At 59.2% G+C, this 13,360-nt stretch carries 8 protein-coding genes; 7 read left to right on the top strand and 1 reads right to left on the bottom strand.

From position 1 onward, the window contains the following. Nucleotides 1-63: 63 nt before the first annotated feature. Complete coding sequence (locus FPT12_RS09625; RefSeq protein WP_145016011.1) at nucleotides 64-2,538, top strand: UvrD-helicase domain-containing protein; 2,475 nt, start codon at nucleotides 64-66, stop codon at nucleotides 2,536-2,538. An 83-nt stretch (nucleotides 2,539-2,621) separates the two neighbouring features. Here FPT12_RS09625 and FPT12_RS09620 read toward each other — a convergent pair whose 3' ends face one another. Next, nucleotides 2,622-2,894 carry a DUF1652 domain-containing protein gene (locus FPT12_RS09620; RefSeq protein WP_145016010.1) on the bottom strand — a complete coding sequence of 91 codons (273 nt, stop codon included), beginning with the start codon at nucleotides 2,892-2,894 and terminating at the stop codon, nucleotides 2,622-2,624. 756 nt (nucleotides 2,895-3,650) lie between these two features. Here FPT12_RS09620 and FPT12_RS09615 point away from each other — a divergent pair. The 6 genes from FPT12_RS09615 (at nucleotide 3,651) to FPT12_RS09590 (ending at nucleotide 13,294) form a co-directional block, all read left to right on the top strand. Then, the gene (locus FPT12_RS09615) at nucleotides 3,651-5,075 is read left to right on the top strand and encodes a serralysin family metalloprotease (RefSeq protein WP_145016008.1); all 1,425 of its coding nucleotides are present in this window, start codon (nucleotides 3,651-3,653) and stop codon (nucleotides 5,073-5,075) included. 103 nt (nucleotides 5,076-5,178) lie between these two features. Beyond that, entirely contained in the window at nucleotides 5,179-5,565 is a 387-nt protein-coding gene (locus FPT12_RS09610) for an AprI/Inh family metalloprotease inhibitor (protein ID WP_145016006.1), read from the top strand. Nucleotides 5,566-5,781: 216 nt separating this feature from the next. Then, the gene (locus FPT12_RS09605) at nucleotides 5,782-7,560 is read left to right on the top strand and encodes a type I secretion system permease/ATPase (RefSeq protein WP_145016004.1); all 1,779 of its coding nucleotides are present in this window, start codon (nucleotides 5,782-5,784) and stop codon (nucleotides 7,558-7,560) included. A 14-nt stretch (nucleotides 7,561-7,574) separates the two neighbouring features. After that, a complete protein-coding gene (locus FPT12_RS09600) occupies nucleotides 7,575-8,891 on the top strand; it encodes an HlyD family type I secretion periplasmic adaptor subunit (protein ID WP_145016003.1) in 1,317 nt (438 codons plus the stop codon). A gap of 2 nt (nucleotides 8,892-8,893) precedes the next feature. Further along, entirely contained in the window at nucleotides 8,894-10,258 is a 1,365-nt protein-coding gene (locus FPT12_RS09595) for a TolC family outer membrane protein (RefSeq protein ID WP_145016001.1), read from the top strand. Nucleotides 10,259-10,327: 69 nt separating this feature from the next. Continuing rightward, on the top strand, nucleotides 10,328-13,294 hold the full coding sequence (locus FPT12_RS09590) for an autotransporter domain-containing protein (protein ID WP_145015999.1): 2,967 nt from the start codon (nucleotides 10,328-10,330) through the stop codon (nucleotides 13,292-13,294). Nucleotides 13,295-13,360 lie beyond the last annotated feature (66 nt).

Genomic DNA, 13,360 nt, shown 5'->3' with positions numbered 1-13,360 from the left:
ACTAGAACTCGCCGGCAAATGAAGACACCATAGCCTGCAACAGCCTCACACCCTGGAGTCAGCGTGCCGCGTCACAATCCCGATCTTCCTTCCGAGCTTTTGCCCCTGGCCGAGATGCCGTTGCTCAAACGCCTGGCCGCGCGTTTTTTTGGCCACGGCCTCAATCGCCTGCGCGCGCAGCATCGGGCGTCCTGGCTGCATGGCCAGGCCGACGGATTTCGCAGCGGTCATAGCGCCGGCGTCGACTATGGCTATAAGGAAGGCAAGCTGGACGGAATAGAGGAAGGCCGCCAGGTGCTGCTGATCCGCGACAGCCGATCCACCGAGCATCCGGCACCGCGCATTGATGAAAACCTGTTCGACGACTGGCGGCTGCCGCTGAGTGCCGAGATCAAGAAGCGCATGAAGGCCGATGTCGCCCGCTTGTTGCCGGAATCGGCGCAGCCGAGCGCCGCACAGTGGAAGATGATCTTCAGCGACACCCCTTCGACTTCGGTAATTGCCGGGGCGGGCGCCGGTAAGTCGACGACCCTGGCGCTGCGCATTTTGCTACTGGCCCATTACCTGGGGTTTGAACTCGATTCGTTGACCGTGGTGACGTTCACCCGGGAATCCCGTAAGGACTTCATCAACAAGCTGATCGGTCTGTTTACCGTGTGGGGCCGAGCGCTCTCCCAGAAAGACGCCCGCGATCTGGTGCGAACCTTCCACTCGCGCATTCTGCCGATGGTCCGTAGCCTGCCGGGATTCGAGCGGCTGCAGGCCTTCGAAAACCTCAGCGGCCGTTCGCTGTTCGATGACGCAGAGGTCGACAGCAATCCGTTCGATCTGCGGATCAACGACACCCAGCGCCAACTACTCAATGCCTGTTTTCATCGGCTGTTTACCCAAAACGAACGCTTTCGCGAACTGATCACGCCGCTGTCCCGTCATGCCTTGCAGCTCAAGGAGCTGGAACGCGATCACCCGGATGTGCAAAAGCGCATGGCGGTGACCGAACTGGCGGCCAAGCGCGATGAAGAACTCTGCGATGTCGTCGAAGATCTATGGATTCGCGCAGGCGCCTGGCCGATCAAGGGCATTGAGCCGAGCCGCCAGACGTTCGAGATCAACGGTTCGACCTTCCATTGTCACGGTTACATCCCGACGCTCGATGCTTGGGTCGTGCTGGGCTTCGATCCCCGTGAAAACCCGCAAGTCAGCCGTCCCAACGCCAAACTGACGGTTCGCGCCGAATGGGCAGTCAAGCGTACCCTGTTTCAAGCTTTCTGTCGTAAGCCTTTGATTTGGCTAGACAGCTACGAATCTTCAAAACGTGTTTTGGCCACGCTGGCAGGGGATGCCAGCGCCGGGCCGGGGTTCGATTACAAGGTCAAGGGTGAACTGGGCTCCGCACCACTGCTCGATTGTTTTGTCGCGGCGGCGAGCTTTATCGAAAACCTTGGGCTGGATGTTCCGGCAGCCGTGGGCCAGATGAGTTTCGCCAAGGACGATCCGGACCGCTTGTTCTTTGAAGCCCTCAGCCTGTACTGGCGAGCCCTGGAGGATCACCTGCTGGATCAGTCGCCGCCGGTGATGACCTACAACCGGATGTTCGCCTTGTTCAGTGAACATTCGCCAGAAAACCTCAAACTGCTGAGCGATGAGTTGCTGCGACCGATGTCGCATTTGATGATCGATGAATTTCAGGACGTTTCCCCGCAAATCGTCTCCTGGATTCGCGCAACCCTGATGGAAATCCGCAGCCGTGGTCCAGCCATGCATGTCGGGCGCGGGGCGCAACGCTCGTCGCTGCTGTGCGTCGGCGACGACTGGCAGTCGATCTATGGCTGGCGTGGCAGTTCGCCGAAGTACTTCATGGAATTCAACAAGGAATTTCCGTCGCCCACTACCACGCGGGTAATGCTCAGCGAAAACTACCGCAGCCATCAGCACATCATCGACGCTGCCGAGCATATCGTGCGCGCCGCACCGGCGATTCCCGGCAAAAAAGCCAAGGCCAGTGGCGAGCCTGGGGAACTGTTGCCGGTCAACGTCCATGATCGGGATGATTCGGCCATGGCCAAGCGTCTGATGGAACACTATCGAAACGGTGATTCAATCTTGATGCTTTATCGAAAAAGTAGCGATAAGTTATTGATTGAAGAGCATATTTCTCCTGTAGTTAATGTTGATTCCAGCTTGCCATTCGAGGCGCGACGGCTCAAGCAGTTGACCTATCATAGTGCCAAGGGGCTTCAGGCCGATGCGGTATTCCTGCTCGGCGACTGCCAGCACCTGACCAGTTCACCGTACAAGAATCAGGTCTATCGCATGGCCGGGCTGGGCAAGGACGGCGATGCGGAGCCTTATGACAGTGCGCAGAAAGACGAGATTCTGCGGTTGGCTTACGTTGGCATCACCCGGGCAGTGACGCACTGCTATTGGTACGTCGATGGCCAGGACAATCAATCGGTCAATATGCCCAAGGCATCCGACAGGATTGCGCAGGGCAAGCCTTTCTTCGCCGATCAGCGGGCTGGCAAACCGTCGGTCTGAACAGGACGACGCAGCAATCTGGAATACCTTCGAACATAAAAAAGCCCACGCTGCGTGGGCTTTGATGTCAAAGGATTGTGGGTTCAAGAAGCACTTCTCAGGGCAGGAGGAGCAAAGGCTTCAAGCTCATCCTCCACGGCTTCGATTATTCGCTCGACATCGGCGGCGTTCATCACTGTAGCGCAGGGAATTCCGGCAATGGCGATCATGGTCTCGCCACTGGCACGATCAAACAACCGGGCAATCATGCTGTCCGGGGCATCCATGCTCGCCTCGAATCCCATGGGATGAAAATACCAGCGCATCAGCTGGCAGGCGTTTGGAAACGTGACCTTGCTCAACGACACTCTATTCATGTGTTGCCCGCCTTGTTCATCGAGCGCGTCCGTTAGCCCGTGTTAGGAGGGAAGAGCCCTCACTGGCCCAACCGTTTGAATTTTAAAAATAGCACTCGTTGGTGAAAGGACTGTGAAATTTTTCAGGCCGTTTGGCGATTGAAGCGCTGTCATTGATCTGGATCATGTTTTGTCGGGCATCGGGGAGCCGGAGCCGCTGCGCAGACTGGCCTCTCGGGTCGCGGGTTTCCTGGAAGGTTTCATGCAGTAAACGCCGAGCCCGGAAATGATGGGCAAGCTGTTTGCACTGGAGTCCATACCGCAGAACATCGACCCGGTTCGTACGCGTTTGTTGAACAAGATTCGGACGGGGGGGTTGAGGGGTAAATCCCGTCCGGGGTGAGAGCCAAAGATCAAAAGATCGCACTTGAACTTGAACACTTACGGCATATTTGGAGTGTTGCTAGATGGCGCAAAGCCACTTAAAACTGCGACGCAGTAATCAAATACGACTGTACTGTTATTTAATATTTAAATAGATCATTGTCCGACAATCCTGTTTGGAGATTGAACTACAAAGATTATTTCGACTCGCCGGTCATTGTTTTCGGGAGTTTTGTGGGTCGGTTCAAATTGACGTCAAAAAAGTAGTGGACGTTTGATTTCAAATTGTGTCAGTTTTCTTTCGCCTTCATTGGGCGAGTGATAGGACGATCTCGCCAGAGATTGTCGCTGTCTGACAAAAACTGTTCCATTGCTAAACAAGGAAGTGTGTTTATGTCGAAAGTAAAAGTGAACGCTATTGACTCACTGGCCGCCACAAGTAGTGCCTGGTCGCAGATCGATAGTTTCAGCCATCAGTACGACCGCGGCGGCAATCTTACGGTCAATGGCAAACCCTCCTACTCGGTAGATCAAGCCGCGACCCAGCTGGTGCGAGATGGTTATGCCTGGCACGACCTCAACGGCAGCGGCAAGATCGAACTCACCTACACGTTCCTGACCGCCCCGACGTCGAATTTCAGCGGCCTGGGTGTTACTGGTTTCAGCCAGTTCAGTGCCTTGCAGAAATCTCAGGCCGTGCTCGCCATGCAATCCTGGGGCGACGTAGCCAATGTCACCTTCACTGAAGCCGCCAAGGGCGGCGACGGTCACATGACCTTCGGTAACTACAGTGGCGGCCAGGAAGGTGCAGCTGCGTTTGCCTTCCTGCCTGGCAGCGAACCTGGCTACGACGGCCAGTCGTGGTACCTGACCGGCAGTGGCTACAACGTCAACAAGACTCCGGGCGTGAACAACTACGGTCGTCAGACCCTGACTCACGAAATCGGGCACACCCTCGGTCTGTCTCACCCTGGCGACTACAACGCCGGCGAAGGCACCCCGACTTACAACGACGCCGTCTATGGCCAGGACACTCGCGGCTACAGCCTCATGAGTTACTGGAGTGAAAGCAACACCAACCAGAACTTCAGCAAAGGCGGCGTCGAGGCTTATTCGTCCGGTCCGTTGATGGACGATATTGCTGCGGTGCAGAAGCTCTATGGTGCCAACATGAGCACCCGTACGGGTGACACCACCTACGGCTTCAACTCCAACGCCGGCCGCGATTTCTACAGCGCGACCTCGTCGTCGGACAAAGTCGTGTTCTCGGTGTGGGACGCGGGCGGCAAGGACACCCTGGACTTCTCCGGTTTCACCCAAAACCAGAAGATCAACCTCAATGAGGCCTCGTTCTCCGATGTTGGTGGCATGGTCGGTAACGTTTCCATTGCCAAGGGTGTGACCATCGAGAACGCCATCGGCGGTTCGGGTAACGATCTGCTCATCGGTAACAGCGTGGCCAACGAGCTCAAGGGCGGTGCCGGTAACGACATCATCTACGGCGCGGGTGGCGCGGACAAACTCTGGGGTGGCAGCGGTTCCGACACCTTCGTGTTTGCAGCAAGCTCCGACTCCAAGCCGGGTGCGGTCGATCAGATCCTGGATTTCACCAGCGGTCTGGACAAAATCGACCTGAGTGCCATTACCAACGGCGCAGGCCTGCACTTCGTGAATTCGTTCACCGGTGCAGCAGGCGACGCGGTATTGAGCACAATTTCCGGTGGCAGCAGCCTTGCCGTCGACTTTTCCGGGCATGGCGTGGCTGACTTCCTGGTCACCACCATTGGCCAGGCAGCTACCACGGACATCGTGGCCTGAGTCGATGATTATGGGGGCAGCGCAGATGCGCTGCCCTTTATCCTTGCCAGCACCGCTACGGTAGGCGAGGCTGCATAGGCTACAACCTGGAACGAAACACCTTATGACCCATAACGCCTTTACCTACAGGGCAATGGCTTGGCTGATCGCCACGCTGATGATGTTTTCTGGAGATGTAGTCATGGCAAGCAGCCTGAGATTGGCAGACCCGTCGGAACTGGCCGGGCAATGGCAGGTTTACCTGACGGCACAGCCGCAGAACACCTGTTCACTGGAGCTTGTGCAAAATCAAACATTGGCCGGCGATATTCAATGCCTCGCCGGTTGGCTGAGTGAGACACCCGTCGGTTGGTTCCCGGAACCCGACGGTATATCGCTGACGGGTAAAGAGGGTTCAAGAATTATTCATCTTGGCCGGCAGCAGGAAGGCGTCTACCAAAGTACCAAACACTCTGATCCACAGATTGTTTTACAACGCGCACCACACTAAAAGTGTACGACTGTAAGCCAGATTTTTTCCAGTTATGGAAATAAGGGCTCACCCACAGTTTTCCGTTGGCAGTTAAATAACCTGAACTCTATATCGTCATGACATAGGGTTCGTTCGCCTGTCAGTTGCACTATTAAAAGCATGCCCCTGTCAGAGGGGGCAGTTTATTGGAACCGTGTCGAACTACCGCGCGGGCTATCAGCTCAGGGAAGAACAATGAGAATGGCGAAGACCACTCCCACTGCACCGCTATTGAAGGCGCTGGGTGACTATAAAAGTATTCTGATCAGCGTCGGTTGTTTCACCGCATTGATTAACGTACTGATGTTAGTGCCGTCGATTTACATGCTCCAGGTGTATGACCGGGTACTCTCCTCGCAGAATGAAACCACGCTGGCGATGCTGTCGCTGATGGTGGTGGGTTTTTTTGCGTTTATCGGTTTGCTGGAGACCGTGCGCAGCTTCATCGTGATTCGCATCGGCAGCCAACTGGAGCGACGTTTCAATCTGCGGGTCTATCAGGCCGCGTTCGAGCGCAACCTGTTCAAGGGCGAGGGCAACGCCGGCCAATCGTTGGGCGATCTGACCCAGATTCGCCAGTTCGTCACGGGACCTGCGCTGTTTGCGTTCTTCGATGCACCGTGGTTTCCGGTCTATCTGTTCGTGATCTATCTGTTCAACGTCTGGCTTGGGGTGTTCGCTACCGTCGGCGCGGTGCTGTTGATCGGTCTGGCGTTCCTCAATGAGGCGATCACCAAAAAGCCCTTGGGTGAAGCTGGCGGTTATTCGCAACGGTCCACGCAACTGGCCACCAGTCATTTGCACAACGCCGAGACCATCCAGGCGATGGGCATGCTCGGCGCGCTGCGCAAACGCTGGTTCCAGGTGCATTCACGGTTTCTCGGCTTGCAGAACCAGGCCAGCGATACCGGCGCGGTCATCAGTTCCTTGAGCAAAACCCTGCGTCTGTGCCTGCAATCATTGGTGCTGGGGTTGGGCGCCTTGCTGGTGATCAAGGGTGATATGACCGCCGGGATGATGATCGCAGGCTCGATCCTGATGGGCCGGGTGCTGAGCCCGATCGATCAGTTGATTGCCGTCTGGAAACAATGGAGTGGGGCAAAGCTGGCCTACCGACGGCTGGACGCATTGCTGCAAGAGTTCCCGCCCAGTGACGATGCCATGGAGTTGCCCGCGCCCAAGGGCCAGGTGACCTTCGAACAGGTCAGCGCCGGCCCGCCGGGCCAACGCACGGCAACCCTGCACATGGTCAATTTCAACCTCAGGGCTGGCGAGGTGTTGGGTGTCCTCGGGGCTTCCGGCTCCGGCAAGTCGACCCTGGCGCGGGTGCTGGTGGGCGTCTGGCCAACCCTGGCCGGCACCGTGCGACTGGACGGTGCGGACATTCATCGCTGGAACCGCGACGACCTCGGTCCTTACATCGGCTATCTGCCTCAGGACATCGAACTGTTCAGCGGCAGCGTCGCCGAGAACATTGCGCGCTTTCGCGAAGCCGACCCGCAGAAGGTGGTCGAGGCCGCGCAGCAGGCCGGTGTGCACGAGATGATTCTGCGTCTGCCGCAGGGCTACGACACCGTACTGGGCGAAGACGGTGGCGGTTTGTCCGGTGGCCAGAAACAGCGCGTGGCCCTGGCCCGGGCGCTGTATGGCGGGCCGAGCCTGGTGGTGCTCGACGAGCCGAATTCGAACCTCGACACCGTTGGCGAGGCTGCATTGGCCAGTGCCATCGCGCAGATGAAAGCCCAGGGCACCAGCGTGATTCTGGTGACCCACCGTTCCTCGGCGCTGGCCCAGGCCGACAAGTTACTGGTGCTCAACGAAGGCCGCCTGCAAGCCTTCGGGCCGAGCCAGGAAGTGCTCAAGGCGCTGTCTGGTGCGCAACAGGAACAACCACGGGATAAGACCGCCGCAGCACCGGCCGGGCTCAGCATGAGCCGCCAGTATCAGGCCCCGACCAAGAGCAGCGGTGTATGAGCAAGGACAGCGCTATGACAATCGAACAAGGTTACGCACCGGAGCGTCTTGAGCGCGACGCCGGTTATTTTGCCCGCCTGGGCTGGATGCTCGCCGTGGTCGGCGCCGGCAGCTTTTTTCTCTGGGCCAGCCTGGCGCCTCTCGATCAAGGCATTCCGGTGCAGGGCACGGTGGTGGTGTCCGGCAAACGCAAGGCCGTGCAATCGATGAGTGGCGGGGTGCTCAGCCGGATTCTGGTGCGTGAAGGCGAGGCGGTGAAGCAAGGCCAGCCGTTGTTTCGCCTCGACCAGACTCAGGTCGAAGCGGACGTGCAATCCTTGCAAGCCCAATACCGTATGGCCTGGGCCAGCCTGGCACGTTGGCAAAGCGAGCGTGACAACCTCAAGCAGGTGAGTTTCCCCGCCGAACTGAGCAACGACCCCGACCCACGTCTGGCGTTGGTGCTGGAAGGTCAGCGACAACTGTTCAGCAGCCGCCGCGAAGCATTTGATCGCGAGCAGGCCGGGATGCGCGCCAACATCGAAGGTGCCAACGCACAACTGGCCGGGATGCGTCGGGCGCGCACCGACCTGACCGCGCAGGCTGAATCGCTGCGCCAGCAACTGACCAACCTGCAACCCTTGGCGGACAACGGTTACATCCCGCGCAACCGGCTGATGGAATTCCAGCGTCAGCTCTCGCAGATACAGCAGCAGCTGGCGCAGAACAGCGGCGAAAGCGGGCGCGTGGAGCAGGGCATTCTTGAAACGCGCTTGAAGCTGCAACAGCACAGCGAGGAATACCAGAAAGAGGTACGCAGCCAGTTGGCGGACACGCAGCTCAAGAGCCTGACCCTGGAGCAGCAACTGACCTCGGCCGGTTTTAATCTGCAACAGAGTGAAATCGTTGCGCCGGCCGACGGCATCGCCGTCAACCTCGGCGTGCACACCGAAGGCGCGGTGATTCGCCCGGGGGAAACCTTGCTGGAGATCGTGCCCCAAGGCACGCGCCTGGAGGTCGAAGGCCACCTGCCGGTGAACCTGATCGACAAGGTCGGTAGCCACTTGCCGGTGGACATCCTGTTTACCGCCTTCAACCAGAGCAATACGCCCCGTGTACCGGGCGAAGTCAGCCTGATTTCAGCCGACCAGATGGTCGACGAGAAAACCGGCGTGCCGTACTACGTGCTGCGCAGCAGCGTCAGCGATGTCGCCATGGAAAAACTCAACGGGCTGGTGATCAAGCCGGGCATGCCGGCCGAGATGTTCGTGCGCACTGGCGAACGCTCACTCCTCAATTATCTGTTTAAACCTCTGCTCGACCGGGCAGGCTCCGCATTGACCGAGGAATAAGGATGTCCCGTCGTATGAGCAAGCATTCCATTCTCGGGACCGCTATTGCATTGCTGGTCTGCACCAACGTTTACGCCATGGGGCCATTTGAGGTTTACGAACAGGCGCTGCGCAATGATCCGATATTCCTCGGCGCCATCAAGGAGCGAGACGCCGGCCTGGAAAACCGCACGATTGGTCGTGCCGGCCTGCTGCCAAAACTGTCGTACAACTACAACAAGGGGCGCAACAATTCCAAGGCCACTTCCCTGGACGAACGCCGCCGCAACCAGACTGACGACCGGAACTACAACAGTTATGGCTCGACCTTCACTCTGCAACAGCCGTTATTCGACTACGAGGCGTATGCGGCGTATCGCAAGGGCGTGGCGCAATCGCTGTTCGCCGATGAGAACTTTCGCGGCAAAAGCCAGGAGCTGCTGGTGCGGGTGCTGACTTATTACACCCAGGCGCTGTTTGCTCAGGATCAGATCGACATCGCGCAAGCGAAGAAAAAAGCCTTTGAACAACAGTTCCAGCAGAACGAACAGATGTTCCGTCAGGGCGAGGGCACTCGTACCGATATTCTCGAAGCGGAATCACGTTACGAACTGGCGACCGCCGAAGAGATCGAGGCTCGCGACGAGCAAGACGCTTCCTTGCGTGAGCTGGGCGCGCTGATCGGCACGCGGGATATCGATATCAAGGACCTTGAGCCGTTGAGCGAGTCCTTTGAGTCGTTCACCTTGCAACCGGCCAATTTCGACAGCTGGCATGAGCTCGCACTGAGCAACAACCCGAACCTCGCTTCCCAGCGTCAGGCAGTGGAAGTGGCGCGGTTCGAAGTAGAACGCAATCGCGCCGGGCACCTGCCCAGGGTCAGCGCCTATGCGACGGCGCGCAAGAACGAGTCGGAAAGCGGCAACACCTACAACCAGCGCTACGACACCAACACCATCGGTATCGAGGTCAGTGTGCCGTTGTACGCCGGCGGCGGGGTATCCGCATCGACGCGTCAGGCCAGTCGCTCGATGGAGCAGGCCGAATACGATCTGGACTCGAAAACCCGCGAAACCCTGATCGAACTGCGGCGCCAGTTCAGCGCCTGCCTGTCGGGTGTCAGCAAGCTGCATGCCTATCAAAAGGCCCTGACGTCGGCCGAAGCGCTGGTGGTCTCGACCAGGCAAAGCATCCTCGGTGGCGAGCGAGTCAACCTTGATGCGCTGAACGCCGAACAGCAGCTCTACACCACACGCCGCGACCTGGCCCAGGCCCGTTATGACTATTTAATGGCCTGGACCAAGTTGCATTACTACGCCGGCAACTTGCGTGAGGAGGACCTGGCCAAAGTCGATGAAGCCTTCGGCCCGCGTAAGACGACCCGATAAACGCCACACCGCTGCACCGCCCCCGATAGGGGGACTACAAATCCAATAACGCCAGGAAAGCGAGTATTTATGAACACGGACGTACGTCGTAATCGTGCCCAGCCGATCACCACCGGGTCATTGTTGTTGCTCGTCGCCGCGCTGCCTGCTGCAGTTCATGCGGCTTATCTTGATCCGGGGCAAGTGGGTGACCCCGCCAGTTGGCGCACCGCCGAGTACCAGAGTGACTGGGGCCTGGATCGCCTGAAGGCGAATGAAGCCTATGCCGCAGGATTCACCGGCAAAGGGGTGAAGATCGGCGCGCTGGACTCGGGTTTTGATCCGAACCATCCCGAAGCCGCACGCTTTCACGCAGTCACGGCCACCGGCAACTACGTCAACGGCACGCCCTTCAGCGTCAGCGGCATTCACAACGCCAACAACGACTCCCACGGCACCCATGTCACCGGCACCATGGGCGCCGCGCGCGACGGGGTCGGCATGCACGGCGTGGCGTTCAACGCCGATGTGTACGTCGCCAACACCAATCAGAACGACAGCTTCCTGTTTGGTCCGGGCCCTGATCCGCGTTATTTCAAGGCGGCCTATGACGCCTTGGCCGATGCCGGCGTTCGGGTGATCAACAACAGTTGGGGCAGCCAGCCCAAGGATGTCGACTACAAGACGATCGAGAGCCTGCACGCCGCCTATGCCCAGCACTGGAACCAGAACACCTGGATCGATGCGGCCGCCGATGTTTCGCGGCGTGGCGTGATCAACGTGTTCAGCGCCGGCAACAGCGGGTACGCCAACGCCAGTGTGCGTGGGGCCCTGCCGTATTTCGAGCCGGACCTGGAAGGCCACTGGCTGGCGGTGTCGGCGCTGGATAAAAACAACCAGCAAAAATACAACCAGTGCGGGATCGCCAAGTACTGGTGCATCAGCACGCCGGGCGCGCAGATCTACAGCACCATCGTCGGTGGCGGTTATGCCAGTTACAACGGCACCTCGATGGCGGCGCCCCATGCGACCGGGGCCTTGGCGCTGGTGATGGAACGCTACCCGTACATGAACAACCAGCAAGCCTTGCAGGTGTTGCTGACGACCGCGACCCAGCTTGACGGTTCGATCACCGACGCGCCGACCGTTCGGGTCGGTTGGGGCGTGCCCGACCTTGCGCGGGCGATGAGAGGGCCGGGGCAATTGCTCGGTCCATTCGACGCCAGTCTTGCCGCCGGTCAACGTGATGTGTGGAGCAACGACATCTCGGACAAGGCGCTGATTCAGCGTCAGAGCGAAGACGCCGCCGAGCACAGCGCCTGGCAACAGACCTTGAAAGACAAAGGCTGGGAAAACGGTGTCGCGGCCAACGCCAGTCAACAGGACAAGACCGATTACGCAGTGGGCACGGCACGTGATGCGGCCGCCGCTACACGACTGTATGAAGGCAGCCTGATCAAGTCCGGCGCGGGCCAGTTGATTCTGGCCGGGAACAACAGCTATCGCGGTTCGACCACGGTGAATGGCGGCCTGTTGACGGTCAATGGTTCGCTGAGCTCGGCGGTAACGGTCAATGACAGCGGCACCCTGGGCGGTTCCGGGCGAGTCGGTGGGTTGATCGCCAACCGCGGCGCAACCGTCGCGCCGGGTAATTCGATCGGCACCTTGCAGGTCAACGGTAATGTGACGCTGGCCCCCGGTTCGACCTATGCGGTGGAGCTGTCGCCGACCCGCAGCGACCGCATTGTCGCCAGCGGCACGGCGACCGTTACGGGGGCCTCTGTCAGCCTTGCGCTGGAAAACAGCCCGACATTGTTAAGTGCCAGTCAGGTCGAAAGCCTGCTGGGTCACCAGTACAGCATCCTGCAAGCGGCAGGTGGTATTCAGGGACAATTCGGTGCGGTAGTGCCGAACTACCTGTTCATCGGCGGCAGTCTCGACTACTCGGCGACTGGCGTGCAGCTGGCGATTCAACGCAACGGTACTTCGTTTGCCAGTGTCGGGCAAACCCCGAACCAACGTTCCTTGGCCGCTGCCGCCGAGCAATTGGCCGCCGGCAATCCGGTTTACGAAAGCCTCTTGCTGTCGCCATCGCAAGCGTCTGCCCAACAGGCGTTCCAGCAGTTGTCCGGGGAAATCTATCCGGCGCTCGACACCTTGTTGATCAACGACAGCCGCTACCTGCGTGATGCGGTGACGGAACGTTTGCAAGCAGATCCGGCAACTGGCGGTAGCGGTTGGGTCAAGGCGCTGGGCGCCTGGGGCAAGACCGATGAGCGCAATGACACGGCGGGCTCGACCACCTCGATTGGCGGCTTGCTGGCCGGGGTCGACGGTGTGCTCGACGAAGACACTCGTCTGGGATTCGTCACTGGCTATAGCGACAGCTCGTTGAACCTGGACAGTGGCACCCACTCGCGGGCGCAGGTCGACAGTTACCACTTGGGCGCTTACGCCGGACGCGAACTGGGCGCACTGCGCCTGAGTCTCGGCGGGTCTTACAGCTGGCAGCGGGCAGACATCAAGCGCGACCTGCACTACGGCGAGGTCAGTGCCAGGCAGAAAGCCAAGGTCGACGCCAACACCACGCAAGTGTTCACCGAAGCCGCCTACCGGATGGACCGGCAGCCCGTGGCACTGGAGCCGTTCGCCAACCTCGCCTATGTGCACCTGGACACTGACGGTTTCACCGAAAAAGGCGATGCCGCAGCGCTGAAAAGTGGCCGCAACACGCGGGATGCGGTGCTCGGCACGTTGGGTGTACGCGCGCTGAAAACCATCAACCTTTCCAGTCAGCAACGGCTCGACCTGGCCGGCACCCTCGGCTGGCAGCACAACCTGAGCGCGACCCAATCGGAAGACCATTTGGCGTTTGCCAGCGGCGGCCCGACGTTCGCCGTCGAAAGCGCACCACTGGCGCGCAACGCGGCGCTGATCGGGGTTCAGGCAGGGCTGGCATTGGCCAAGGACGTTCGTTTGAACCTTGATTACAACGGCCGTCTGGCCAGCGGCGAAAACAGCCACGGAGTAGGGCTGAGCCTGAATTGGCAGTTCTGATCACAACGATCACGGCGTAGGAGCTGGCAGAGCCTGCGATCTTTTCGGCGATTTTGAATACGCCGA

Source organism: Pseudomonas sp. H3(2019) (assembly GCF_007713465.1).
GTDB lineage: Bacteria > Pseudomonadota > Gammaproteobacteria > Pseudomonadales > Pseudomonadaceae > Aquipseudomonas.
The sequence above is the reverse complement of the archived record's forward strand: the minus strand, read 5'-3'. Positions and strand labels throughout refer to the sequence as shown.